We start from the raw sequence: 24,637 nt of genomic DNA, 5'->3' as shown, positions 1-24,637 counted from the left end.
GCGTCCTGACTTACTTAACGGGCTTTAGGGGCAACCAGAAAAGCCAGGTTTGCGATTTTTTTACTTTCCAGAGAAATACTTTTCATGATGTGAACTCCTTGTTCATTGATAGTTGAAGTCACCTCGTGGTGACAACTTCATAATAGTTTGTAATGGATTATTGGCAAGGGGATATTAGGTAGGAAATTTCCAGTAATTTTGTCGGAGCAATCTTTAGCTGGAAATAAACTTGTAGGGCAAGTTTCAGTAATTAAAAGACGTAAGGAAATGTCCTGCATGTCTGCGGGAATATAGTTGTAGGAAGTCCAGGAAGATAGCGAAGGGAAGGGCGATGCCAGAAACCAGAACGGAGAGCCTGCTGGCTCCCCGTTATCCGCATAAAATCAGCTGTTTGGCAGCAGGCGGCAGGTGATGCTCTTGATGTAGCGTGTTTCGGCGATGGCAGGGTGCACCGGGTGATCCGGACCCTGGCCACCACGCTCGAGCAACTGGATGTTGCGATCCAGGTGACGGGCGCTGGTCAGCAGGATGTTCTGCAGGTCATCTTCCGGCAGGTGCATCGAGCACGACGCGCTGACCAGGATGCCGTCCTTGTTGAGCAGGCGCATGGCTTGCTCGTTCAGGCGACGGTAGGCGCCTTCGCCGTTTTTCATGTCTTTCTTGCGTTTGATGAACGCTGGCGGGTCAGCCACGATCACGTCGAAGCGCTCTTCGCTGGCTTTCAGCTCTTTCAAGGCTTCGAAGACGTCGCCTTCGATGCAGGTCATTTTGTCGGCGAAACCGTTCAGCGCAGCGTTGCGCTCAACACCGTCGAGAGCGAAAGCCGAAGCATCGACGCAGAACACTTCGCTGGCGCCGAATGCCGCAGCCTGCACACCCCAGCCACCGATGTAGCTATAGAGGTCGAGAACGCGTTTGCCTTTGGCATAAGGGGCCAGGCGTGCACGGTTCATGCGGTGGTCGTAGAACCAGCCGGTTTTCTGCCCCTGAATGACCGGGGCTTCGAATTTCACGCCGTTCTCTTCCAGCGCCACCCACTCCGGCACCAGGCCGAACACGGTTTCGACGTAGCGGTTGAGGCCTTCGGCATCACGGGCGGCGGAGTCGTTCTTGAACAGGATGCCGCTTGGCTTGAGCACTTGGGTCAGGGCCGCGATCACGTCATCTTTGTGCGCTTCCATGGTCGCCGAGGCAATCTGCACCACAAGGATGTCGCCGAAACGGTCAACGACCAGGCCTGGCAACAGGTCGGAGTCACCGTAGACCAGACGATAGAACGGTTTGTCGAACAGGCGCTCGCGCAGTGACAGGGCCACGTTCAGACGGTGCACCAGCAGCGACTTGTCCAGCGCAACTTTAATATCGCGCGACAGCAGGCGGGCGCAGATCAGGTTGTTCGGGCTCATCGCCACGATGCCCAACGGCTTGCCGCCAGCGGCTTCGAGGATGGCCTGGTCGCCGGCATTGAAGCCGTGCAGCGGGGTGGCGGCTACATCGATTTCGTTGCTGTAGACCCACAAGTGACCGGCGCGCAGGCGACGGTCGGCGTTGGCTTTGAGGCGCAAGCTAGGCAGGGACATGACGTCGCTCCGGAAAAAAGAGCGGGAGTATAGCGTGTTGCGACTTGTGCCGGGTTTGATGAGCGATGAAACGCTGATGGCCTCTTCGCGAGCAAGCTCGCTCCCACAGGGACCTTGTGTCGATCCAACATCTAATGTGTGAGCGAGCTTGCACGCGAGGCGGCCTCGAATGCTACGCCGACAGCGCGGTGATCAGCTCCTTGCTGAACGCCGGAATATCATCCGGCTGACGGCTGCTGATCAGGTGACCATCCTTGACCACTTCTTTATCGACCCAGTTGGCCCCGGCATTCACCAGATCATCCTTGAGTGTCTTGTAACTGGTCATGGTCTTGCCGTTGACCAGCCCGGCGGAAATCAGCAGCCATCCGCCATGGCAAATCACCGCAATCGGTTTGCCGGCAGAGGCGCCGGTCTTGACCAGGTGCTGGGCGTCCTGATCAATGCGGATGGTGTCGGAGTTCTGCACGCCGCCCGGCAGGACGATCGCGTCGTACTGCTCGCTGCTGGCGGCCTGGAAGGTCTGGTCGACCTTGAAATCGTCTGCCGGTTTGTCGTGATTCCAGCTTTTGACCTTGCCAGCCTCGGCCGAAAGGATGTCGACCTGCGCGCCAGCCTGTTCCAGCGCTTGCTTGGGACCTGTCAATTCAACTTGTTCGAAACCATCGGTTACCAAAAAAGCGACGCGCTTGCCGTTTAGGGAAGTGGCCATCGATAAGCTCCTGAGTCTGCGGGAATTTGTTGCCGCGTCGGACAGAAACTGTCCAGCGGGCCTTACAAAATCCGAAGCCTGAGCTTGAATGAAAGTTCCTGCGATGTGCCCATCGGTGTGTCGCCCTGCGGTTTCAGCGGTTAGAATCGCCGCCTGTCCCAGAGTGTGTACTTATGTCCCAAGAGCTGACCACCGAACAGATTCAACAATCGCTGCAAGGCATCAGCGTGCCTGCGCAACCGCAGATCATGGTGGATCTGCAAATGGAGCAGTACATGCCCGACCCGGACCTGGAGGTGATCGCCAAGCTGATCGCCCAGGATCCTGGCCTGTCCGGCTCGTTGCTGAAGATCGTCAATTCGCCGTATTACGGCTTGAGCAACAAGATCACCTCGATCCAGCGTGCGGTGAACCTGTTGGGCAGCCGCTCGATCATCAACCTGATCAACGCGCAGTCGATCAAGGGCGAGATGAACGACGACACCATCGTCACCCTCAACCGTTTCTGGGACACCGCCCAGGACGTGGCGATGACCTGCCTGACGCTGGCCAAGCGTGTCGGCACTCAGGCCGGCGATGAGGCGTATGCCTTGGGCCTGTTCCACGACTGTGGCGTGCCGCTGATGCTGCAGCGCTTTCCTAACTACATGTCGGTGCTGGAAACCGCCTACGCCAATGCCAGCGCCGAATGTCGTGTCGTCGACACCGAGAACAGCGAGTTCAACACCAACCACGCCGTGGTCGGCTACTACACCGCCAAGTCCTGGCGTCTGCCGGAGCATGTCAGTGCGGCGATTGCCAATCACCACAATGCCCTGGCGATCTTCAGTGATGAGTCGTCGCGCAACAGTCAGCTGAAAAACCTGCTGGCAATCCTGAAAATGGCCGAGCACATTTGTGCGTCTTACCGCGTGTTGGGCAACCAGACCGAAGATTTCGAATGGAACGCCGTCGGGCCGTTGGTACTCGATTATGTAGGGCTGTCGGATTACGACTTCGAAACCCTCAAACAAACGATCCGCGACCTCGGCGCGCATTGATTCGAGGACGCTATGCCTGAACTGCCGGAAGTCGAAACCACCCGTCGCGGGATTGCTCCGCACCTGGAAGGCCAGCGTGTCAGTCGGGTAATCGTGCGTGACCGGCGGTTGCGCTGGCCGATCCCCGAAGACCTTGATGTGCGCCTGTCGGGGCAGCGCATCGTGCTGGTCGAGCGTCGCGCCAAGTATCTGCTGATCAACGCCGAAGTCGGCACGCTGATCAGCCACTTGGGCATGTCGGGTAATTTGCGTCTGGTCGAAGCCGGTTTGCCGGCGCTCAAGCATGAACATGTCGATATCGAGCTGGAGTCAGGGCTGGCGCTGCGCTACACCGATCCGCGCCGGTTCGGCGCGATGCTGTGGAGCAACGACCCGCTCAACCATGAACTGCTGATTCGCTTGGGGCCTGAGCCACTGACCGATCTGTTCGATGGCGAGCGCTTGTTTCAGCTATCACGCGGGCGGTCGATGGCGGTCAAGCCGTTCATCATGGACAACGCAGTGGTGGTCGGGGTCGGCAATATTTACGCGACCGAAGCGCTGTTCGCCGCCGGGATTGATCCGCGCCGCGAGGCCGGGGGCATTTCCCGGGGGCGCTATCTGAAGCTGGCGATCGAGATCAAACGCATTCTGGCCGCTGCCATCGAGCGCGGAGGTACGACGCTGCGCGATTTCATTGGCGGCGACGGTCAGCCGGGGTATTTCCAACAGGAACTGTTTGTCTATGGCCGTGGCGGTGAACACTGCAAGGTCTGCGGTACCGGTTTGCGTGAAGTGAAGCTCGGCCAGCGTGCCAGTGTGTTCTGCCCGCGCTGCCAGACCTGAGACAACAGGCTGAAAAAGTCCTACGGTCTATAGTGAGTGCTCTCACTGTTCAGCCCGAAGGATCGTGCCATGAAATCCTTGCAAATCCTCTTTGTTGCGCTGCTGCTGTGTTCCAGTCTGGCTGTTCAGGCCACGGAAAACGGCAGCGGTGACCCGCGCTACACCATCCAGAATCCACCGGCCTACGCGATGATCGGCGACTTGCTGATTGCCCGACCTTTATTGGTGGTGGCGACGGTGATCGGTGCGGGGGCGTTCGTCGTGTCGTTGCCGTTTACCGCACTGGGCGGCGGGGTGGGCGATGCCGGGCAGGCGCTGGTAGTTGATCCGGCTAAAGCCGCTTTTGTGCGGTGCCTGGGGTGTATCGGGGAGGGGTTTGAGCAGCGCGAGTAAGCTGATCAGGGATTTCCTGTGTGGCTGACGGCCTCATCGCGAGCAGGCTCACTCCTACAGTTGAAATGCGTTCCAATGTAGGAGTGAGCCTGCTCGCGATGGCGTCTGTACAGGCGCTGGAAGACTCAAGCCTTGCCGGTAATCTTGCGGTATTTCTCCATCAACTGTTCTTCAGTCTCCGGATGCGCTTCGTCCAGCGGAATGCAATCCACCGGGCAGACCTGCTGGCATTGTGGTTCGTCGTAGTGGCCGACGCACTGGGTGCACAGGTTCGGGTCGATCACGTAGATCTCTTCGCCTTGGGAGATGGCGGCGTTCGGGCACTCGGGTTCGCAGACGTCGCAGTTGATGCAATCGTCGGTGATGATCAGGGACATGCTAACTCCAGCCGGGGCGGCAGGCCCGGGCGCTATAAATCAATGCGCGCAATTGTGCCGCATTGGCGAGCGCAGTGCACGCGGCTGCGATCAAGGGCACGAGACTGCAATCTTTTAAAAGCAAAAGATCACAGCCTTCGGCAGCTCCTACTTCTTGAAGCGTAGGGTCAACGCATCAGCCACGGCCGGGTGGACGAACTTGCTGATATCGCCGCCCAGCGCGGCAATTTCCCGCACGAGCGTCGAGGAAATGAACGAATAACGCTCGGACGGCGTGAGAAACAGGCTCTCCACATCCGGGGCCAACTGACGGTTCATGTTGGCCAGCTGGAATTCGTATTCGAAGTCCGACACCGCACGCAGACCGCGCAGGAACACGTTGGCATTCTGCTCTTTGGCGAAATGCGCCAGCAGTGTCGAGAAACCGACCACTTCCACGTTCGGCAGGTGTTTGGTCACTTCGCGAGCCAGTTCTACCCGTTGTTCCAGCGGGAACAGCGGGTTTTTCTTCGGGCTGGCAGCGACTGCAATAATCACGTGGTCGAACAGGCGCGAGGCGCGTTCGACCAGATCGCCATGGCCCTTGGTAATAGGGTCGAAGGTACCTGGGTACAACACTCGGTTCATCGCGTCGTCCTGGCGGGAGTCCGTTGGGGAGTCGGATGGTATCGCAGCCGTCCCGGTCGGCCAAGTCGCCTGTTGGGTAAGAAAGCACTATAGACGAGGCGATTAATCGGTTTTTTCACGGGTTTCTCAGCCGATCGGCGAGGGAAGTCGCCAGTTGCGCGGTCAGGCCATACACCGATAGCTGCGGGTTGGCGCCGATGCTGGTAGGGAACAGCGAGCCGTCGTGAATCGACAGATTAGCCAGTTGATGATGCCGGCCGAGACTGTCGGTGACTGCACTTTTCGGCTCTTCGCCCATTGCGCAACCGCCCATGACGTGAGCGCTGCCGAGTCGCGTGCGATACAACTCGAGGCTCAAACCATCGATCAGCGGGCGCGCTTCGGCCAGGGTTTTCACGTAACGGGCGTCGGCGTGCATCGGCATCACCGCTTTTGCGCCGCCGGCAAACTGGATTTCGGCCATGACGTGAAAGGCCCGGCGCAGGCCTTCCCAGGCATAGGGTGACACCTGATAGTCGAGTACCGGCGAACCATCGCCACGCAGCTCGACTGCACCGCCCGTGCTGTCCGGGTGAAAACCGTCACGCAGCAAGGCCAGCATGGCGTGGGTGTGCGGCAGGTCCGCCATGTGTTGCGCGCTCTCTGCGCCAAAGCCGCCGAGCAGGGTGGCAGCCAAGGCCGGATGCAACGGCGGCACTTCGAGCTTGAAGGCCATCGGCCCGCTGGTGCCGTCCTTCCACTGGAAATGGTCGGAGTAGATCGACTGCGGCGCCCCGTAAAACGGGTTGATGACTTCGTCGAAGCGCGCTGCGGACATGTTCACCGGGTGCAGGAAGGTACGTTTTCCCAGGGTTTTATGTGGGTCCGCAGCATCCGAACGCAGCAGCAGTGCCGGGCTGTTGATGCCGCCGCCGGCGAGCACGTAATGCCGCGCCTTGACCGTGATTTTGCGTCCGGTCGGCGTGACGCAACGTTCGTCCATCGCCACGCATTGCAGGCCAGTGACCTTGTCGCCGTTGATCAGCAGCTTCTCCGCGCGGGCCAGATAAAGCAGCTCGCCGCCCTTTTCCAGGGTCGCTGGAATGGTCGTGACCATCATCGATTGCTTGGCGTTGGTCGGGCAGCCCATGCCGCAGTAACCAAGGTTCCAGCAGCCGCGCACGTTACGTGGGATCACGTGCCAGCTATAGCCCAGTTGCTCGCAGCCTTTACGGATCACGTCGTTGTTGGCATTGGGTGGCACCCTCCACGGGGCGACGCCGAGGCGCTGCTCCATTTTCTCGAACCACGGCGCCATCTCGGCAGGGCTGTGGCCTTTGACGTTGTGTTCCTTGGCCCAGTGTTCGAGGGTCGGCTCTGGGGTGCGAAAGCTCGAGGTCCAGTTGATCAGCGTCGTGCCGCCGACCGCGCGGCCCTGAAGAATGGTGATCGCGCCGTCCTTGCTCATGCGCCCGATGCCTTCCTGATAAAGGCTGCTGTAGGCCTTGTCTTCGAGCATTTTGAAGTCGGAGCTCGTTTTCAGCGGGCCTTCTTCGATCAGCAACACTTTGTAGCCGGCGGCGCTGAGGATTTCTGCCGTGGTGCCGCCACCGGCGCCGCTGCCGATGATGGCGACGTCGGCCTCAAGGGTGAGGTCGTCGCTCAGCTGTGCGCCGTTGTAGGTTTTCCAGCCTCGGGCGAGGCCTTCGCGGAACGGGTCGGGTACGGGCATCGATCAGGTTCTCTTGTTTTTGTTGTTCTGGCGGGCCTCATCGCGAACAGGCTCGCTCCTACATTTGAAATGCGATCCCCTGTAGGAGTGAGCTTGTTCGCGATAGGCGCGACTCGGTCTCAGACCGAAGGCGGCCCGGGATAACCGCAATGCGCCCAGGATTCGGCGCGGGTGTACCAAGCCATCATCACCATCTGCTGCAACGAGCTATGTCCCATGCGCAACAAACTCAATGAGCTGTTTTCCCAGCGATCAAGGAAATGCCGCATGGCCTCGGCACTGGCGTTCTCCCAACTGCCCCAGATCCCGGTGAGTGGCCCGCGCGTCACGGCCATGCCGAGTACATCGAACAGTTGCCGGGTGAGCTTGAGCATTTCCGGCGACAGGTGATCGAGGCTGTAGTCCAGCGACTTGAGCGTGCCATCAACCGCGCCTGGCATCCTCTCGGCTGCCACGGCGCCGTCGAGCATCACCGGAATCAGTGCGCGCAGGAACAGCAGATCGCCGTCGCGCAATGAGACAAAGCCGTTGGCCGCGACGCTCGACGAACAGCCGCTGAGGCTGGCGCCGAGTCCGGCGGTGGCGAGAAACGCCGTGGCGCCGAGGCTGAATTTCAGCAGGCTACGGCGCGACAGTGCAGGTGTTTCGGTCAGGCTTGGGTGCATTGTTGTTATTACCCGGCGGTGACAAAGGTTTAGCGAATGAACAGCTTCTGGATCAGTTTCTGAATCGATGTGCCGTAGGGCGGGTAAATCAGTCGGGCTGCGTTGAAGCGCTGTTTAATCAGCACGCCTTTGGCTTTGCTGAAGGTCAGGAAGCCTTCGTGACCGTGGTAGTGGCCCATGCCCGAAGCGCCGATGCCACCGAACGGCATATCGTCCTGAGCCACATGCAGCAAGGTGTCGTTCAGGCACACACCGCCGGAATGAGTTTCGTGTAGCACCCGGTTCTGTTCGCGTTTGTCGTAGCCAAAGTAGTAAAGAGCCAGAGGACGTGGCCGCTGATTGATGTAAGCAAATGCCTGCTCCAGGTCCTGATACGGCACGATCGGTAGCAGCGGGCCGAAGATTTCGTCCTGCATCACCGTCATCTCATCGCTGACATTCAGCAGCACGCTGTGCGGCATGCGCCGGCCCTGGCCCTGCTCGAACAGCGGAATCAACAGCGCGCCCTTGCTGGTGGCGTCGCTTACATAGCCGTTGAGCCGCGCCAGTTGGCGTTCGTTGATGATCGCCGTGTAGTCCGGATTGTCGGTGAGTGTCGGGTAAAAGCCCTGCACCGCCTGGCGATAGGCTTCGACAAAAGCACCGACCCGGTCTTCCGGCACCAGCACGTAATCCGGGGCAACGCAGGTCTGACCGGCGTTGAGGGTTTTACCGAAGGCTATGCGCTCGGCGGCATCTTTGAGCGGCACATCGCGGGAGACGATGGCCGGCGACTTGCCGCCCAGTTCCAGGGTGACCGGGGTCAGGTTTTCGGCGGCGGCGCGCATCACGTGTTTGCCGATGCTGGTGGCGCCGGTAAACAGCAAGTGGTCGAAGCGCAAGCGCGAGAACGCCACGCCGATGTCGGCTTCACCGAGCACCACGCAGACCAGGTCTTCGGGGAAGATCCGCGCCAGCAGTTCCTTGAGCAATAGGCCGGTGGCAGGGGTTGATTCACTGAGTTTGAGCATCACCCGGTTACCCGCCGCCAAGGCGCCGACCAGTGGGCCGACGGCCAGATACAACGGGTAGTTCCACGGCACGATGACGCCAACCACGCCCAATGGTTGATACACCACTTTCGCCGAGGCCGGCTGGAATGCCACACCAACCTTGCGCCGCGAGGCTTTCATCCAGCCTTTGAGATGGCGGCTGGCGTAATGAATGCCGTGCAGGCTCGGCATCAGTTCGGCGAGCAAGGTTTCGTCGGCGCTGCGATGGCTGAAATCGGAGCTGATCGCCTCGATCAAGGCCTGACGCTCGTTGCTGAGCAAATCACTCAGGGCCTTGAGCCATTGCTGGCGCTGGGCGGCGGGTGGCATCGGATTGGCGGCATACGCAGCCCGCTGCGCCTCGAACAACCGGTCCAGTTCGGCTAGCGGTTGTTGCAGCGTTTGCAGGTAGGCAATGTCGGCAGTCATGGTCTGCTCCGGATTTATTGTAGTGATGAACTTTTTAGAGTCTATGCTCTAGAAAGTCAAATGACTTCCTTGCACGGCAGTGTTTTATCCATTTCCGGTTAGGTCGTAAGATGCCCCCCAACGCACTCTGAATTAAAGCTCAAGCCATGGCCCCACGAATAAAAACCAGCGAGCGTATCGTGCTGAACAGCCTTGAGCTGTTCAATCAGCAGGGCGAGCGCAGCATCAGCACCAATCATATTGCCGCCCACATGGAGATTTCTCCGGGCAATCTGTACTACCACTTCCCCAACAAGCAGGCGATCATCGCCGTGTTGTTCAGTGAGTATGAAAGCCTCGTGGACAGCTTTCTGCGTCCGCCGCAGGGGCGCGCGGCGACGGTCGAGGACAAGCGTTTCTATCTCAAGGAATTGCTCTCGGCGATGTGGCGCTACCGCTTTCTGCACCGCGATCTGGAGCATCTGCTCGACAGCGATCCGGAACTGGCCGCCCGCTATCGGCGCTTTTCACAGCGCTGCGTGATTCAGGGCGCGGCGATCTACGAAGGTTTTGTTGCCGCCGGGATCCTTGATATGGATCGCGTGCAGATCGAGTCCCTGACCCTCAATGCCTGGATCATCCTGACGTCCTGGGTGCGCTTCCTGTGCACCACCCGCGAGAACTCCAACCACCTCAGTGAACAAGCTATTAAACGTGGCGTGTATCAGGTGCTGGTGCTTGAAGCCGGGTTTGTCACCGAGCAGGCGCGTGACGAGGTCAATGCGTTGTTCGAGGAATTCTACGTGCCGCTGGCCCAGGCCCTCGAAGACGTGAAATAAACCGTTCTGTTGAAATACCTCAGGAGCCCGTTATGCCGATTGCGCAACTGATCAGCCCGCAAACGCTGGATAACCGCAAGGAACAGTCAGGGCTGGTGATTCTCGATTGTCGTTTTGCCCTCGAAGACCCGGACTACGGTCAGCGCAGCTATGCCGAAGGGCACATTGCCGGGGCGAGCTTTGCTGACCTAGAGCGTGACCTCAGCGGTAAAGTGGTCAAAGGCGTGACTGGCCGTCACCCGTTGCCCGAACCTGCGGCGTTGATCGAGCGGCTGCAGGCGTGGGGCATCAACAACGACAGCGACGTGGTTTTGTACGACGACGGTCCCGGTGCCTACGCGGCGCGGGCGTGGTGGTTGCTGGCGTGGCTGGGCAAGCGCGACGGTGTGTTCATTCTCGATGGCGGGCTCAAGGCGTGGCATGCGGCGGGGCTCCCGTTGAGCCTGGATGCGCAGACGGTTACCCGTGGCAATTTCAGTGGCCAGCCGGACACCCGCCTGCTGCTCAGCGCCGAGCAACTGCAACAGCGGCTTGGTCAACCGGCGCTGACGTTGATCGATGCCCGGGCTTTGCCGCGTTTCAAAGGTGAGGTCGAGCCGATTGATCCGGTTGCCGGGCATATTCCCGGTGCGCAATGCGCGGCGTTCACCGACAACCTCGGCGGCGATGGACGATTCCTGCCGGTGGATCAACTCAAGCAGCGTTTTGCCGCGAAGCTCGGTGAGCGTTCGCCAGCGGATCTGGTTGCGTATTGCGGGTCCGGCGTGACGGCGTGTCACAACCTGTTTGCCTTGTGTCTGGCGGGTTATCCGTTGGGATCGTTGTATGCCGGGTCGTGGAGCGAGTGGATCAACGAGCCTTCGCGCGGTATCGCCACCGGCGAATAACCACCACACATCCCTGTAGGAGTGAGCCTGCTCGCGATAGCGGTGTGTCAGTCACCTTTACCGTTACTGACACACCGCTATCGCGAGCAGGCTCATTCCTACAAGGGAACGGCGGTATCTGAAGGAAGCTGTCGGGCGCTACGGTAGGCGGCGGGTCCGACACCATAAGCCTGCTTGAACTGCCGGCTCAAATGGCTCTGATCGGCAAAGCCCAGTTGCGTGGCGACTTCAACCGGCAAGCAGCCGTGCTGCAGGAGTGCGCGGGCCTGGGCGATGCGCTGCTGCATCAGCCAGGTGTGCGGCGGCATGCCGGTGGCGCGACGGAATACTCGGGCGAAATGGAAGGGCGACAGATTCACCGCCGCCGCGAGCTCTTCCAGCGATGGCGGCGCCGCCAGTTGCGCGCGCAGCAGTTCTTTGCCCAACAGCACCGCGCGGTGTTCCTTGCCGGCTCGGCCGGGCACGGGCACTGCGGCATGGCGCTGCAACAGCCGCAACATCATCTCGCGCCACACCGTTTGCTGTTGCAGCGCGGTGGCCGGGCTTTCGAGCAAACGGTGCAACTGCGCAAAGCCGTTGACCAGATCCGCATCGCGATACAACGTGGCGCCGAACGCCGGCAGATTCGTGGTGGACAGTTCCAGCTCATCCAGCAACGAAACGATCTGTGAACTATCGGGATAAAACGCCCGATACAGCCAGCCATCCTCGGTGCCCTTGTGTCCGGTGTGCAGTTCGTCGGGATTGATCAACACCAGCGTACCGCTGCCAGCCAGATGCTCGGCGCCGCGATAACGATAACGCTGGGCGCCGGCCATGATCATGCCGATCACATAGCCGTCATGCACATGCGGGGCGAAACGATGATCGATGTAGCGCGCCGACAGCAACTCGACCCCGGCCAGCGGCGCGGTTTGCCAGAAGCGGATCGACTCGCCCTGATCGCTCATGTGGGCACGCGCGCCAGCCATTGCGGGATGCGCCGTTCCAGGTAGTAGCCGGGCTGACGAATCGAACCGTCGACAAAGCCGACATGCCCACCGCGTGCCTGCAATTCGAAGACGGTTGACGCCGATAGCTCATTGGCCTGCGGCAAACTGTGCGGGAACACGAAAGGATCGTCCGCCGCCTGAATGATCAGGGTCGGCGTGCGGATCTCGCCGAGGAAATAGCGGCTAGAAGCGCGGCGATAGTAATCCTCGGCATCCTCGAACCCGTGCAACGGCGCGGTTACTCGGCCATCGAAATCCCAGAAGGTGCGCATGTTTTCCAGCGAGCCGAGGGCGGCCAGCGCGGCGAGTCCGTCTTCGCGACCGTCATGCTGAAACTGGCGTTGCTTGTTCTTGATGTAGGCGACCATCTCGCGCATGAAGTGCGCCTGATAGACCTTGGAAAATCCCTGGCCGATGCGGTCGGCGCATTGGTCGAGGCGAAACGGCACCGACACCGCCACCGCGCCGAGCACACCGCTGGCGCTGCCGGTTTCTCCGAGGTGTTTGAGCAGCACGTTGCCGCCCAGGGAGTAGCCGACGGCATACAGCGGTGCCAGCGGTCGCTTGGCGCGCAGGTGTCTGACAGTTTCGGCGAGGTCTTCGCTGGCGCCGGAGTGATAACTGCGCGGCAGCAGATTCGGTTCGCCCGAGCAGCCGCGCCAGTTCAGCGCAACACTGGCCCAACCTTGATCGGCCAACGCCTTCTGGATGCCCGCCACGTAGGGTGAATTGGAGGAACCGGTTAACCCGTGCAGTACCAGCACCAATGGCGCATCGGCGGTGTGCGGGCCGTGCCAGTCGAGATCGAGAAAGTCGCCATCCTCAAGCCACAGGCGTTCGCGTTCACGTTCGATATGCACGGTTTTACGCCACAGCGGCCCCCACAGGGTTTGCAGGTGCGGATTGCCGAGGCCGAAGGCGGGGTTGAAGCGTTCTGAAGAGGCGGACACGATGGTTCTCGATGCAGCGCGGCGGCCTCGGTCGAGGCGCGCCGCTTGTTCAGGCCGGTCGGTTAACCGGCGATCTCTGCCGTACGTTGCCACAGCGCGTAGTAAACCCGGCCGGATTTCTGCTCGCGGTGCAGGCGCCAGTTGCCCGGCAGGCCCAGCGTCGATGGCGCCGTTTCGCTTTCAGTGTAGATCCACGAGTCCGGCGCCAGCCACTGGCGCTCTTCGAGCAAGGTGCAGACGGCAGGCAGCAGGTTCTGGTTGAACGGCGGGTCGAGGAACACCAGGTCGAACGGTGTCGCGGTCTGGGTTTCCAGATAACGCAGGGCGTCGGCGGTCTGCACCTGACCGTTGGTGCAGCGCAGGGTGCCGAGGTGTTCTTTCAGGCTGGACACCGCAATGTTGCTGGCATCCAGCGCCTGACCCATGGCCGCGCCACGGGACAGCGCTTCGAGAAACAGCGCGCCACTGCCGGCGAACGGGTCGAGCACCTTGGCCCCTTCAACGTACGGTGCGAGCCAGTTGAACAAGGTTTCACGCACGCGATCCGGCGTCGGGCGCAGGCCCGGTGCGTCGGGGAAGCTCAGCTTGCGGCTGCGCCATTGGCCGCCAATGATGCGCAACTGGTTCACACCGTTGTGAACGTTTTGCGCAGGTTTCTTGGGTGCTCGAGTCGCCATTAATGCTCCGGAACCCCGAGCGGTTGCTCGGCAGGTTTATCAGATGGGGCCGGTAACGGCTTTTGCGGCACGGTCGGGCCAGCGGTGACGATGACCATTTTGTCCGTGCTCAGGTGTTTGTTCAGAGCGTCGCGGACTTGTTCCACGGTCAGGCTTTGCGACTGACGCATGAAGTCATCCAGGTAGCTCAGCGGCAGATTATAGAAGCCCATCGCGCCGAGTTGGCCGACGATATCGGCATTGCTCGCGGTGGACAGCGGGAAACTGCCGGCCAGTTCGCGTTTGGCGTCGTCGAGTTCCTTCTGCGTCGGCCCGGTTTTCAGGTAATCGGCAAGCACGTCCTGCACCAGTTTCAGGGTGCCTTCGCTCATTTCCGCGCGAGTCTGCAGGTTGATCATGAACGGGCCACGCGCTTGCATCGGGCTGAACGCCGAGTACACGCCGTAGGTCAGGCCGCGCTTTTCGCGCACTTCGCTCATCAGGCGCGTGCCGAAACCGCCGCCACCGAGGATCTGGTTGCCCATCGACAGCGCGGCGTAATCCGGATCGTCACGGTCGATACCCAGTTGCGCGATCATCAGATTGGTCTGCTTCGACGGGAACTCGATATGGCCTGTGCTGGCCTTCGGTTCCTGTGGCTGAGCGATCTTCGCCAGCGCCGGGCCTTTCGGCAGGGCAGAAGAGACCTGATTGGCAATCGCCTCGGCATCCGCCCGCGACAGGTCGCCGACCAGCGCGATCACCACGTTGCCAGCGGCGTAGGCCCTGGCGTGGAACTCACGCAACTGCGCGAGGGTGATCTTCGGCACGCTCTGCGGGTTACCGTCACTCGAATGCGCGTACGGATGATCGCCGTACAAGCGCTTCATCAGCTCAAGGCTGGCGAGTTTGCCGGGGTTCTGTTTCTGGTATTCGAAACCGGCGAGCAGCTGGTTCTTGATGCGTGCGAACGAATCGGCCGGGAAGGTCGGTTTGCCAACCACTTCCGAAAACAGCTTCAGCGCCGGTTCACGCTTGTCGGTGGCACTCAAGCTGCGTAGCGAAGCCAGCGCCATGTCCTTGAAAGCACCGTTGCCGAAATCCGCACCGAGGCCTTCGAAGCCTTGCGCGATGGCGCCGACGTCTTTACCGGCGACACCTTCGTTGAGCATTGCGTTGGTCAGCACCGCCAGACCCGACGCGCTGCCGTCCTGGCTGCTGCCGGCGGCGAAGATCAGGCGCATGTCGAACATCGGCAGCTCATGGGCTTCGACGAACAATACTTTGGCGCCTTCGGCGGTGTTCCAGGTTTGCACGTCGAGTTTGCGGCTGGCCGGGGCCTTGCCGTCGAGTTCGGTCAGTGATTGCAGCTTCTGGCTGGTTTTGGCGTTGTCGAGGGCTTCGCTGGCATTGCTGTCAGCGCCCGGCGACAGGTAGAGCGCGGCAGAGCCGATCACCGTCACGGCGATCAGGCCGAGCAGCAGGCGTGGGGATTTGCGCTTACTCATGAGTCGTCTCCAGTGGCAGGACGTGGGCGACGCTGAGACGTTCGCGGGTGAAATACAGCTTGGCGGCGTTCTGGATGTCTTGCGGGGTCACGCTTTCCAGATCGGCGAGTTCGGTGTCCATCAGTTTCCACGACAGACCGACGGTCTCAAGTTGACCGATGGCGGTGGCCTGACTGGTGATCGAATCACGTTCGAAGACCAGACCGGCAATCACTTGTGCTCGCACGCGCTCCAGTTCTTCAGCGGACGGCGCGGTGGTTTTCAGCTGTTCCAACAGCTTCCACAGACCGGCCTCGGCTTGCGCGATGGTCTTTTTCTTCTGGGTGTTCGGGGTTGCCGACAGGGTGAACAGGCTGTCGCCACGGGTATAGGCGTCGTAGCTCGACGAACCGCCGGAGACCAGCTCTTCGCCGCGCTCCAGTTGCGTCGGGATACGCCCGCTGTAACCGCCGTCGAGCAACGCCGAGATCAGGCGCAAGGCGTTGACCGAGCGTTTGTCTTCAGCCGTGGCAATGCTTGGTACGTTGAAACCGAGCATCAGGCTAGGCAATTGCGTCTGCACGTGCAGGGTGATCTGGCGTTCGCCGGGTTCGGCCAGCTCCAGCGGTTTTTTCGCCGGCGGCACGTCGCGCTTGGCGATCGGGCCGAAATAGCGCTGGGCCAAGGTTTTCACTTCGTCCGGGGTCACATCGCCGACTACGACGAGTGTGGCGTTGTTCGGCACGTACCAGGACTGGTACCAGTGGCGCAGCTCTTCGACCTTCATGCGGTCGAGGTCGGCCATCCAGCCGATGGTCGGCGTGTGGTAACCGCTGGCCGGGTAGGCCATGGCTTTATAGCGTTCGTAGGCCTTGGACATCGGCTTGTCATCGGTGCGCAAGCGGCGCTCTTCCTTGATGACTTCGATTTCCTTGGCGAACTCATCGGCCGGCAGGCGCAGATTGGCCATGCGGTCGGCTTCCAGTTCAAAGGCGACGCCCAGACGGTCGCGGGCCAGCACCTGGTAATAAGCGGTGAAATCGTCGCTGGTGAAAGCGTTCTCTTCGGCGCCGAGGTCACGCAGGATCAGCGAGGCTTCGCCGGGACCGACTTTTTCACTGCCCTTGAACATCATGTGCTCAAGCGCGTGGGACAGACCGGTCTGGCCCGGGGTTTCGTAGCTGGAGCCGACCTTGTACCAGACCTGCGACACCACCACTGGCGCGCGATGGTCTTCGCGCACGACGACCTTGAGGCCGTTGTCGAGGGTGAACTCGTGGGTCGGTTGCGGGTCGGCCGCCAGGGCCGAAAGGGGCAGGCAGACTGTGCTGAGCAGCAGGCCTGCAGCGCGGCGGGCTAGAGCATTCATTCGTTTTTTAACCTGTTGGGCTGCCCGCTTGGTCTTAGCGTCGGCGGGCGAGAGGGTGCTAGGATACTGATCCGTTTTACCGGCGACCACGCCTATCAGGTTTTCAGACCTGATCTGGCTGAATGGGTTTGCGGCAGAAAGCTACGGTTTATCGACTAAACTTCGCTGTTTCGCCGAATTTGCCGGTTTAGTCCTTCGTTTATACGATTCTTTGAGGTGCCGCTGGCGCCTCGACAAAATGTTGCGCGTGAACAAGCTGGATGAAACACAGTCTGTTCTGCATCGAATATTTATTTGCCGGGGCGCCCTTATGGCGCGTCGCTACCGTGAGATAGCCGTCCTCCATGTTTGGTTCCAACGACGACAAGAAGACCCCAGCTGCGGCTGGCGAGAAGAAAAGCCTGTTCGGATGGCTGCGTAAGAAACCGCAGGAACCCGTCGTCGAACAGCCGCCGGTGATTCCTGAGCCAGCGCCTGCGCCGGCTCCAGTCATAGAAGAAGAGCCGGCACCGATTGTGCTGCCGATTGCCGAGCCGGTGTTGCAACCGGTTGAGCCTGAGCCAGAGCCAGAGCCAGAGCCTGAAGCGCCTGTGGCGGCTGAGCTACCGCTGACTCCTGCAGCTGAACCGTGGCTGACCTTGCCGGTGGCGGAAGAGCCGGTGGCGTTGGTTGAAGAAGCTGCGCCACACATCACCCCGGAAATTCCAGCGCCTGCTGCGTTGGTGCCCGAGGTGGCTCTGGCGCCTGTGGTTGAGCCGGTTGTCGAGCCTGCGCCGGTTGTTGCTGAGCCTGTTGCTCCGGTCGTTCAACAACCCGAGCCTGCACCTGCACCTGCACCTGCACCTGCACCTGCACCTGCATCGGTCGTCGCTGCGCCAGTTGTGCCGGTTGAAGTGGTTACCGAGGCCCCAGTCGAAGCCCCGCGCACCGAAGAAACCAAAGCCGGTTTCTTCGCCCGCCTCAAGCAAGGCCTGTCGAAAACCAGCGCCAGCATCGGCGAGGGCATGGCCAGCCTGTTCCTCGGCCGCAAAACCATCGATGACGATCTGCTCGATGACCTCGAAACCCGTCTGCTCACCGCCGACGTCGGTGTCGAAGCCACCACGCAGATCATCCAGCGTCTGACCCAGAAGGTTGCCCGTAAAGAGCTGGCCGACGCCGACGCGCTGTACAAATCCCTGCAGGCCGAGCTGGCCGCGATGCTCAAACCGGTCGAACAACCGCTGAAAATCGTTTCGCAGAACAAGCCGTTCGTGATTCTGGTGGTGGGCGTCAACGGCGCTGGCAAGACCACCACCATTGGCAAGCTGGCGAAGAAGCTGCAACTGGAAGGCAAGAAAGTCATGCTCGCCGCCGGTGACACCTTCCGCGCCGCTGCCGTGGAACAGCTGCAAGTCTGGGGCGAGCGCAACAAGATTCCAGTGATCGCCCAGCACACCGGCGCCGACTCGGCTTCGGTGATCTTCGACGCCGTGCAGGCCGCCAAGGCCCGTGGTATCGATGTATTGATCGCTGACACTGCCGGTCGTCTGCACACCAAAGACAACCTGATGGAAGAACTGAAAAAAGTTCGCCGGGTGATCGGCAAGCTCGACGCCGACGCGCCGCACGAAGTGCTGCTGGTGCTCGACGCCGGCACCGGCCAGAACGCCATCAACCAGGCCAAGCAATTCAACCAGACCGTCGAACTGACCGGCCTGGCGCTGACCAAGCTCGATGGTACCGCCAAGGGCGGCGTGATTTTCGCCCTGGCCAAGCAGTTCGGCCTGCCGATCCGCTACATCGGCGTCGGTGAAGGCATCGACGACTTGCGCACTTTTGAAGCCGAACCCTTTGTCCAGGCACTGTTTGCCGAGCGGGAGCGTTCATGATTCGTTTCGAACAGGTCGGTAAACGCTACCCGAACGGTCACGTCGGCTTGCATGAGCTGAGCTTTCGAGTCCGTCGTGGCGAGTTCTTGTTTGTCACCGGCCACTCCGGCGCCGGTAAATCCACGTTGTTGCGCCTGTTGCTGGCGATGGAGCGTCCGACCAGCGGCAAACTGCTGCTGGCCGGGCAAGACCTGAGCACCATCAGCAACGCGCAGATTCCGTTCCTGCGTCGGCAGATCGGCGTGGTGTTCCAGAATCACCAGCTGCTGTTCGATCGCACGGTGTTCAACAACGTCGCCTTGCCGCTGCAGATTCTCGGGCTGTCCAAGGCCGAAATCGCCAAGCGTGTCGATTCGGCGCTGGAGCGCGTGGCGCTGTCGGATAAAACCGATCTGTACCCCGGCGATCTGTCCACCGGTCAACAACAGCGTGTCGGCATTGCCCGCGCCATCGTGCACCGCCCGGCCTTGCTGCTGGCCGACGAACCGACCGGTAACCTTGACCCGCGTCTGGCGGCTGAAATCATGGGCGTGTTCGAAGACATCAATCGCCTGGGCACCAGCGTGCTGATCGCCAGTCACGACCTGGCGCTGATCGCACGCATGCGTCACCGCATGCTGACCCTGCAACGCGGCCGATTGATTGGCGACGGGGAGGCCGGAGAATGAGTGCGACACGCAGTCCCAAGGTTTCCGAGCGCGTGGCCCCGAAAGCCGCCGATCCGCAGCCACCGAAGAAGAAAAAACACGACGAAGACGATGGCCCGGACTTCGCCACGCTGTTCCGCGCGTGGATCGAAAGCCATCGCGCCAGCCTGCTCGACAGCCTGCGTCGTCTCGGCAAGCAGCCGATCGGCAGCTTCTTCACCTGCATGGTGATGGCGGTCGCGCTGAGTCTGCCAATGGGCTTGTCCCTGTTGCTCAACAACGTCGAGCGTCTTGGCGGTTCGTGGCAGCGTGCGGCGCAGATTTCGCTGTATCTGCAACTCGACGCCAGCCCGGAGCAGGGCGAATCGTTGCGCGAGCAGATCAAAGGCATGCCCGGCGTAGCGGATGCTGAATATGTCGGCCGCGATCAGGCGCTGGAAGAGTTTCAGCAACAATCCGGGTTGGGCGAAGCCCTGCGCGAGCTGCCGGAGAACCCGTTGCCGGGCGTGGTGCTGGTCACCCCGAACGAGGTCGACAAGCCGACGCTGGAAGCATTAAGACAAAAACTTTCCGAATTGCCCAAGGTACAACAGGCGCAACTTGATCTAGTCTGGGTCGAGCGTTTGGCCGCGATCCTCAAGCTTGGCGATCGTTTTGTCTTCGGTCTGACGGTGCTGCTGGTTTCTGCATTACTTTTGGTGATAGGCAATACCATTCGTCTTCATATTGAAAACCGCCGCACCGAGATAGAAGTGATTAAACTCGTCGGCGGCACTGACAGCTATGTGCGTCGTCCCTTCCTTTATATGGGCGCGTTGTATGGCTTCGGTGCGGGGCTACTGTCCTGGGGTGTATTGGCGTTCGGCCTGAACTGGCTGAACGATGCGGTGGTTGGACTGGCCGGCTTGTACGGCAGTGATTTCGCGCTGGCCGGAGTGCCAGTTGCCGACGGTCTGTCGCTCTTGCTTGGCGCGGTGCTGTTGGGTTATATCGGTGCATGGATTGCAGTCGCACGCCATCTCAGGGAGCTGGCGCCGAAGTAGAATCTTTTTTGCGCGTGATTGACCTCGCGGTTTTTTTGGGAACTTGCACTTGAATTCCCGGTCAATTTTTCGCAGTGCCGAGAGGCACGAGTATGTAAGTGGGAGGTTTTTTCGTATGACCAATTCTTTGCAACCTGCGTATGCGTTGGTTCCGGGTGCGAACCTGGAAGCCTACGTGCACACCGTCAACAGCATTCCATTGCTGACGCCGGAGCAGGAGCGTGAACTGGCCGAGAGTCTCTACTATGAGCAGGATTTGGGGGCGGCTCGGCAGATGGTGCTCGCCCACCTGCGTTTTGTTGTACATATCGCCCGTAGCTATTCCGGCTACGGTCTGGCTCAGGCTGACCTGATCCAGGAAGGTAACGTCGGCCTGATGAAGGCGGTGAAGCGCTTCAACCCGGAAATGGGTGTGCGTCTGGTGTCGTTCGCCGTGCACTGGATCAAGGCGGAAATTCACGAGTTCATCCTGCGCAACTGGCGCATTGTGAAAGTCGCGACCACCAAGGCCCAGCGCAAGCTGTTCTTCAATCTGCGCAGCCAGAAGAAACGTCTGGCGTGGCTGAACAACGAGGAAGTCCACCGTGTGGCGGAAAGCCTCGGCGTTGAACCGCGTGAAGTGCGCGAGATGGAAAGTCGCCTGACCGGCCATGACATGGCTTTCGACCCGGCTGCTGAAGCCGACGACGACAGCGCTTTCCAGTCGCCGGCCAACTATCTGGAAGACCACCGGTACGACCCGGCGCGTCAACTGGAAGATGCCGACTGGAGCGACAACTCCAACCACAACCTGCACGAAGCGCTGGAAGTGCTGGATGAACGTAGCCGCGACATCCTCTACCAGCGCTGGCTGGCAGAAGAGAAAGCCACGCTGCACGATCTGGCGCAGAAGTACAACGTGTCGGCCGAGCGGATCCGTCAGCTCGAGAAGAGCGCGATGAACAAGCTCAAGTTGTCGATCGCCGCATAACCGGCGCCTCGGCAATAAAAAACGCCCCGATCAGCGATGATCGGGGCGTTTTCATTTCTGCTTCGCCACAAACCAATGTAGGAGTGAGCCTGCTCGCGATAGCGGTGTGACAGTCAGCATTGCCGTCACTGATGTACCGCTATCGCGAGCAGGCTCACTCCTACATTTAGATCCTCGGTGTCATCGAGACCAAGGCGCCCGGCGCGAATCATTGAGCCCCAGCAAATAGCTATCCCCACCCAACTGACTCATCTGCTGGCGAATCCACCCGGCCCGGCGCGAGACATAAGCGGTCGGATGGCTAGCGCTCCACACCCGAGGGTTGGGCAGAACAGCCGCCAGATAACTCGCCTGCTGCCGCGACAACGACTTGGCGCTGACACCAAAATGATGGCGGGCTGCGGCTTCGGCGCCAAACACCCCGTCATCCCACTCGACGCTGTTCAGGTACACCTCAAGAATCCGCTGCTTGGGCCAGAACACCTCGATCAGCGCGGTAAACCACGCCTCCAGGCCTTTACGCAGATAGCTGCGGCCGGCCCACAGAAACAGGTTTTTCGACACCTGCTGGCTCAAGGTGCTGGCGCCGCGAATCGACCCGCCAAGCTCGTTGTGGGCCAACGCTGCCTGGATCGCACTGAAATCAAAGCCCCAATGCTCGGGAAACTTCTGATCCTCACCGGCCATGACCGCGACTTTGAGGTCATCGGAGATCTCGTCCCACGGCTTCCACGTGCGTTGCAGGTCAATCGGCTCGCCATCGACCCAGGATTCGACCTTGCGCTCGACCATCAACGCCGTTCCCGGCGGCGGCACGAAGCGAAACACCAGCACCAGCAAGACGCTGCCACCGGCGAACCAGAGCAGGGCCTTCGTGAGACGACGGAAAATAGTACGCAGCATAGAGATGGCTTGGCCGAACCGGTGGAGCGGGCCATTATACAGACCCTGCCGATCGCGTCTGACTGGAGTTCCCAATGCTGCGTGGCTTTTTGATGCTGGCCGCTTTTTTCGGTTTTACCGGGGTCGCTTTGGGCGCATTCGCTGCCCATGGCCTGAAAAACCGCCTGACGCCCGAGTATCTGGCGATCTTCCATACCGGCGTGACCTATCAACTGGTGCACACTCTGGCGTTGTTCGGTGTGGCGCTGCTCGCCACACAGATTCAGGGCCGACTGGTCACTTGGGCCGGCGTGTCATTCACCATTGGTATTCTGCTGTTCTCCGGCAGCCTGTATGTGCTGACCACCACCGGCATCAGCAAGCTCGGCATCATTACCCCGTTCGGTGGCCTGGCGTTTCTGATCGGCTGGGTGTGCCTTGGCCTCGCCGCCTGGCGCTTGCAACCAACCGCTTGACGCTTGGTGCTGACCTTTAGGTCATGATCGGGCTAGAATGCCAGCCCCTAAAAATGATGGCGGCGTTACGCATGCGCATTCAGTTGAACGGCGAATCCCTTGAACTGCCCGACGGCGAGACCGTTGCGGCCCTGATCACCCGTCTGGAACTGACCGGACGCCGGGTGGCAGTCGAACTCAATCTGGATATCGTCCCGCGCAGCCAGCATGCCGACACCACGCTCAACGATGGCGACAACGTTGAAGTGGTGCACGCCATCGGCGGCGGCTGATCGTTCGGCCCGCGAGGGCACAGAATTCTGCAAGACCCTCACTCCTAAAGAGGATTCCCCATGAGCATCGTTCGTAGCGACAAGCCTTTTGTGCTGGCCGGTCGTACTTACCAGTCGCGTTTGCTGGTCGGTACCGGCAAGTACCGTGACATGGAAGAAACCCGTCAGGCCATCGAAGCCTCGGGTGCCGAGATCGTCACCTTCGCCGTGCGCCGCACCAACCTGGGTCAGATCGAAGGCGAGCCGAACCTGCTCGACGTGCTGTCGCCGGAACGCTACACCTTCCTGCCGAACACCGCCGGTTGCTACGACGCCATCGAAGCCGTGCGCACCTGCCGCCTGGCCCGTGAGCTGCTCGACGGCCACAACCTGGTGAAGCTGGAAGTCCTGGCTGACCAGAAGACCCTGTTCCCTAACGTCATCGAAACCCTTAAGGCCGCAGAAACGCTGGTCAAGGAAGGCTTCGACGTGATGGTGTACACCAGCGATGACCCGATCATCGCCCGCCAACTGGCGGAAATCGGCTGCATCGCGGTCATGCCGCTGGCCGGTTTGATTGGTTCCGGTCTGGGGATCTGCAACCCGTACAACCTGCAGATCATCCTCGAAGAAGCCAAAATCCCTGTGCTGGTCGATGCCGGTGTCGGCACTGCCTCCGACGCAACCATCGCCATGGAACTGGGTTGTGATGCGGTGCTGATGAACTCGGCCATCGCCCACGCCCAGCAGCCGGTGATGATGGCTGAAGCCATGAAACACGCCATCGTTGCAGGCCGTCTGGCCTACCTCGCTGGCCGTATGCCGAAAAAACTCTATGCCAGCGCCTCTTCGCCGCTGGATGGTCTGATCAAGTAAGAGCCATTGATGACTGAATCGAACGACACGCCTGTCCAGACGGAAGAAGGCGACGAGCGCCAACACCGCCGCATCAAGAGCTTCGTGATGCGCGCCGGGCGCATGACCGAAGGCCAGCAACGCGGTCTGGATCAGGGCGCGCCGCTGTACGTGCTGCCGCTGGCCGACGCCCCGGTGGATTACGATCAAGTGTTCGGCCGTTCGGCACCGCGCTCGCTGGAGATCGGTTTCGGCATGGGCCACTCGCTGCTGGAAATGGCTGCGGCGGCCCCGGAGCAGGATTTCATCGGTGTTGAAGTGCACCGTCCGGGTGTTGGCGCGCTGCTCAATGGCGTGCTGACGCAGGGCCTGACCAACCTGCGGGTCTATGATTGCGACGCGATCGAAGTGCTCAACCGCTGCATCGCCGACAACAGCCTCGATCGCCTGATGCTGTTCTTCCCGGACCCGTGGCACAAGAGCCGTCACCACAAGCGTCGCATCGTTCAGGCCTCGTTCGCTGAACTGGTGCGCAGCAAGTTGAAGGTTGGCGGCATTCTGCACATGGCTACCGACTGGGAACCGTACGCCGAATACATGCTGGAAGTGATGAACGTCGCCCCGGGCTATCGCAACCTCGCCGAAGACGGCAAGTGCGTACCACGCCCGGCCGAACGCCCGATCACCAAGTTCGAACGCCGCGGCGAACGTCTTGGCCATGGCGTGTGGGACCTGAAGTTCGAAAAGCAGTCCTAAGCATCACGCAATACCCCTGTAGGAGCTGCGGCACGCTGCGATCTCTTGATCTTCAAATCAAGATCAAAAGATCGCAGCGTGCCGCAGCTCCTACAGTCGTTTTGGGTGTACTGAAAGATCAGCGGCGGTCGGCGACTACGCCGATGAGGACAAGGACTACCAGCAGGACTGGCGCCAGGCTGTAGTTGTTGAACTGGCTCAAACCCTTGATCACCCAAGGCGTGGCGTAGATCAGCGCGGCGCCGCTGCCGATCACGCACAGTAGCGACATCAGCGGTATGCGCAAGGCGCCGGCTATGCTGCCCAGGCGCTGCTCGACCCAGCCATTGAAGTCAGC

Annotated in this window: 27 protein-coding genes; 13 read left to right on the top strand and 14 right to left on the bottom strand. The window is 60.6% G+C overall.

Features of this window, described 5'->3' with window-relative positions:
- Positions 1 to 383 precede the first annotated feature (383 nt).
- Both H8F23_RS24580 and H8F23_RS24575 read right to left on the bottom strand, forming a co-directional pair.
- Positions 384 to 1,580 carry a class I SAM-dependent rRNA methyltransferase gene (locus tag H8F23_RS24580; protein ID WP_093429813.1) on the bottom strand — a complete coding sequence of 399 codons (1,197 nt, stop codon included), beginning with the start codon at positions 1,578 to 1,580 and terminating at the stop codon, positions 384 to 386.
- 172 nt (positions 1,581 to 1,752) lie between these two features.
- The gene (locus tag H8F23_RS24575) at positions 1,753 to 2,292 is read right to left on the bottom strand and encodes a type 1 glutamine amidotransferase domain-containing protein (RefSeq protein WP_194936114.1); all 540 of its coding nucleotides are present in this window, start codon (positions 2,290 to 2,292) and stop codon (positions 1,753 to 1,755) included.
- A 227-nt stretch (positions 2,293 to 2,519) separates the two neighbouring features.
- Here H8F23_RS24575 and H8F23_RS24570 point away from each other — a divergent pair, with 227 nt between their 5' ends.
- The 3 genes from H8F23_RS24570 (at position 2,520) to H8F23_RS24560 (ending at position 4,550) form a co-directional block, all read left to right on the top strand.
- The gene (locus H8F23_RS24570) at positions 2,520 to 3,332 is read left to right on the top strand and encodes an HDOD domain-containing protein (RefSeq protein WP_177413922.1); all 813 of its coding nucleotides are present in this window, start codon (positions 2,520 to 2,522) and stop codon (positions 3,330 to 3,332) included.
- A gap of 12 nt (positions 3,333 to 3,344) precedes the next feature.
- A complete protein-coding gene (gene mutM, locus H8F23_RS24565) occupies positions 3,345 to 4,157 on the top strand; it encodes a bifunctional DNA-formamidopyrimidine glycosylase/DNA-(apurinic or apyrimidinic site) lyase (protein WP_095125836.1) in 813 nt (270 codons plus the stop codon).
- A 69-nt stretch (positions 4,158 to 4,226) separates the two neighbouring features.
- Positions 4,227 to 4,550: a multidrug transporter gene (locus H8F23_RS24560; RefSeq protein ID WP_194936113.1), complete on the top strand. Its 324-nt coding sequence runs from the start codon at positions 4,227 to 4,229 to the stop codon at positions 4,548 to 4,550.
- Between the two features lie 125 nt (positions 4,551 to 4,675).
- On the opposite strand, the gene H8F23_RS24555 is transcribed toward H8F23_RS24560, so the two are convergent.
- The 5 genes from H8F23_RS24555 to H8F23_RS24535 all read right to left on the bottom strand — a co-directional run bounded on the left by H8F23_RS24555 (position 4,676) and on the right by H8F23_RS24535 (position 9,408).
- On the bottom strand, positions 4,676 to 4,927 hold the full coding sequence (locus H8F23_RS24555) for a YfhL family 4Fe-4S dicluster ferredoxin (RefSeq protein WP_003195146.1): 252 nt from the start codon (positions 4,925 to 4,927) through the stop codon (positions 4,676 to 4,678).
- Between the two features lie 147 nt (positions 4,928 to 5,074).
- Positions 5,075 to 5,554, bottom strand: coding sequence for a pantetheine-phosphate adenylyltransferase (gene coaD / locus H8F23_RS24550; protein ID WP_003229157.1), 480 nt, complete (start codon positions 5,552 to 5,554; stop codon positions 5,075 to 5,077).
- A gap of 115 nt (positions 5,555 to 5,669) precedes the next feature.
- A complete protein-coding gene (locus H8F23_RS24545) occupies positions 5,670 to 7,265 on the bottom strand; it encodes a GMC family oxidoreductase (RefSeq protein WP_194936112.1) in 1,596 nt (531 codons plus the stop codon).
- 119 nt (positions 7,266 to 7,384) lie between these two features.
- Positions 7,385 to 7,930 carry a twin-arginine translocation pathway signal protein gene (locus H8F23_RS24540; protein WP_194936111.1) on the bottom strand — a complete coding sequence of 182 codons (546 nt, stop codon included), beginning with the start codon at positions 7,928 to 7,930 and terminating at the stop codon, positions 7,385 to 7,387.
- 29 nt (positions 7,931 to 7,959) lie between these two features.
- Positions 7,960 to 9,408, bottom strand: coding sequence for a coniferyl aldehyde dehydrogenase (locus H8F23_RS24535; protein ID WP_324187898.1), 1,449 nt, complete (start codon positions 9,406 to 9,408; stop codon positions 7,960 to 7,962).
- Between the two features lie 128 nt (positions 9,409 to 9,536).
- Here H8F23_RS24535 and H8F23_RS24530 point away from each other — a divergent pair, with 128 nt between their 5' ends.
- Together H8F23_RS24530 and H8F23_RS24525 are read left to right on the top strand one after the other, a co-directional pair.
- Complete coding sequence (locus H8F23_RS24530; protein ID WP_007913599.1) at positions 9,537 to 10,208, top strand: TetR/AcrR family transcriptional regulator; 672 nt, start codon at positions 9,537 to 9,539, stop codon at positions 10,206 to 10,208.
- A 32-nt stretch (positions 10,209 to 10,240) separates the two neighbouring features.
- Positions 10,241 to 11,095 (top strand): sulfurtransferase, encoded by an 855-nt coding sequence (locus H8F23_RS24525; RefSeq protein ID WP_194936109.1) that lies wholly within the window; start codon positions 10,241 to 10,243, stop codon positions 11,093 to 11,095.
- A gap of 98 nt (positions 11,096 to 11,193) precedes the next feature.
- On the opposite strand, the gene H8F23_RS24520 is transcribed toward H8F23_RS24525, so the two are convergent.
- From H8F23_RS24520 to H8F23_RS24500, 5 genes are all read right to left on the bottom strand, one after another.
- A complete protein-coding gene (locus H8F23_RS24520) occupies positions 11,194 to 12,045 on the bottom strand; it encodes an AraC family transcriptional regulator (protein ID WP_194936170.1) in 852 nt (283 codons plus the stop codon).
- Complete coding sequence (locus H8F23_RS24515; RefSeq protein WP_194936108.1) at positions 12,042 to 13,037, bottom strand: hydrolase; 996 nt, start codon at positions 13,035 to 13,037, stop codon at positions 12,042 to 12,044. Before H8F23_RS24515 ends, H8F23_RS24520 begins: the two co-directional genes overlap by 4 nt.
- Before the next feature lie 62 nt (positions 13,038 to 13,099).
- On the bottom strand, positions 13,100 to 13,714 hold the full coding sequence (rsmD, locus tag H8F23_RS24510; protein ID WP_093429823.1) for a 16S rRNA (guanine(966)-N(2))-methyltransferase RsmD: 615 nt from the start codon (positions 13,712 to 13,714) through the stop codon (positions 13,100 to 13,102).
- Positions 13,714 to 15,201 (bottom strand): M16 family metallopeptidase, encoded by a 1,488-nt coding sequence (locus H8F23_RS24505; protein ID WP_194936107.1) that lies wholly within the window; start codon positions 15,199 to 15,201, stop codon positions 13,714 to 13,716. Before H8F23_RS24505 ends, rsmD begins: the two co-directional genes overlap by 1 nt.
- Positions 15,194 to 16,549 carry a M16 family metallopeptidase gene (locus H8F23_RS24500; RefSeq protein ID WP_007913612.1) on the bottom strand — a complete coding sequence of 452 codons (1,356 nt, stop codon included), beginning with the start codon at positions 16,547 to 16,549 and terminating at the stop codon, positions 15,194 to 15,196. The genes H8F23_RS24505 and H8F23_RS24500 overlap by 8 nt, the downstream gene beginning before the upstream one ends.
- A gap of 344 nt (positions 16,550 to 16,893) precedes the next feature.
- Between H8F23_RS24500 and ftsY the strand changes: the two genes are divergently transcribed.
- The 4 genes from ftsY to rpoH all read left to right on the top strand — a co-directional run bounded on the left by ftsY (position 16,894) and on the right by rpoH (position 21,080).
- The gene (gene ftsY, locus H8F23_RS24495; RefSeq protein WP_194936106.1) at positions 16,894 to 18,420 is read left to right on the top strand and encodes a signal recognition particle-docking protein FtsY; all 1,527 of its coding nucleotides are present in this window, start codon (positions 16,894 to 16,896) and stop codon (positions 18,418 to 18,420) included.
- Positions 18,417 to 19,088: a cell division ATP-binding protein FtsE gene (ftsE, locus tag H8F23_RS24490; RefSeq protein WP_008065082.1), complete on the top strand. Its 672-nt coding sequence runs from the start codon at positions 18,417 to 18,419 to the stop codon at positions 19,086 to 19,088. Before ftsY ends, ftsE begins: the two co-directional genes overlap by 4 nt.
- On the top strand, positions 19,085 to 20,110 hold the full coding sequence (gene ftsX, locus H8F23_RS24485; protein ID WP_099757424.1) for a permease-like cell division protein FtsX: 1,026 nt from the start codon (positions 19,085 to 19,087) through the stop codon (positions 20,108 to 20,110). Before ftsE ends, ftsX begins: the two co-directional genes overlap by 4 nt.
- 115 nt (positions 20,111 to 20,225) lie before the next feature.
- Positions 20,226 to 21,080 (top strand): RNA polymerase sigma factor RpoH, encoded by an 855-nt coding sequence (gene rpoH / locus H8F23_RS24480; protein WP_003229146.1) that lies wholly within the window; start codon positions 20,226 to 20,228, stop codon positions 21,078 to 21,080.
- A 180-nt stretch (positions 21,081 to 21,260) separates the two neighbouring features.
- Here rpoH and mtgA read toward each other — a convergent pair whose 3' ends face one another.
- Positions 21,261 to 21,983 (bottom strand): monofunctional biosynthetic peptidoglycan transglycosylase, encoded by a 723-nt coding sequence (mtgA, locus tag H8F23_RS24475; RefSeq protein ID WP_007913618.1) that lies wholly within the window; start codon positions 21,981 to 21,983, stop codon positions 21,261 to 21,263.
- A 74-nt stretch (positions 21,984 to 22,057) separates the two neighbouring features.
- Here mtgA and H8F23_RS24470 point away from each other — a divergent pair, with 74 nt between their 5' ends.
- The 4 genes from H8F23_RS24470 (at position 22,058) to trmB (ending at position 24,300) form a co-directional block, all read left to right on the top strand.
- Positions 22,058 to 22,438: a DUF423 domain-containing protein gene (locus H8F23_RS24470; protein WP_194936105.1), complete on the top strand. Its 381-nt coding sequence runs from the start codon at positions 22,058 to 22,060 to the stop codon at positions 22,436 to 22,438.
- A gap of 71 nt (positions 22,439 to 22,509) precedes the next feature.
- Positions 22,510 to 22,710, top strand: coding sequence for a sulfur carrier protein ThiS (gene thiS / locus H8F23_RS24465; protein ID WP_122604433.1), 201 nt, complete (start codon positions 22,510 to 22,512; stop codon positions 22,708 to 22,710).
- 60 nt (positions 22,711 to 22,770) lie between these two features.
- Complete coding sequence (locus H8F23_RS24460) at positions 22,771 to 23,565, top strand: thiazole synthase (RefSeq protein ID WP_007913621.1); 795 nt, start codon at positions 22,771 to 22,773, stop codon at positions 23,563 to 23,565.
- Between the two features lie 9 nt (positions 23,566 to 23,574).
- On the top strand, positions 23,575 to 24,300 hold the full coding sequence (trmB, locus tag H8F23_RS24455; RefSeq protein ID WP_194936104.1) for a tRNA (guanosine(46)-N7)-methyltransferase TrmB: 726 nt from the start codon (positions 23,575 to 23,577) through the stop codon (positions 24,298 to 24,300).
- Between the two features lie 118 nt (positions 24,301 to 24,418).
- Here trmB and H8F23_RS24450 read toward each other — a convergent pair.
- Positions 24,419 to 24,637: DUF3392 family protein (locus H8F23_RS24450; protein ID WP_194936103.1), on the bottom strand; the 219-nt coding region annotated here is incomplete at its 5' end.

This window comes from Pseudomonas neuropathica (assembly GCF_015461835.1).
GTDB lineage: Bacteria > Pseudomonadota > Gammaproteobacteria > Pseudomonadales > Pseudomonadaceae > Aquipseudomonas > Aquipseudomonas neuropathica.
The sequence above is the reverse complement of the archived record's forward strand: the minus strand, read 5'-3'. Positions and strand labels throughout refer to the sequence as shown.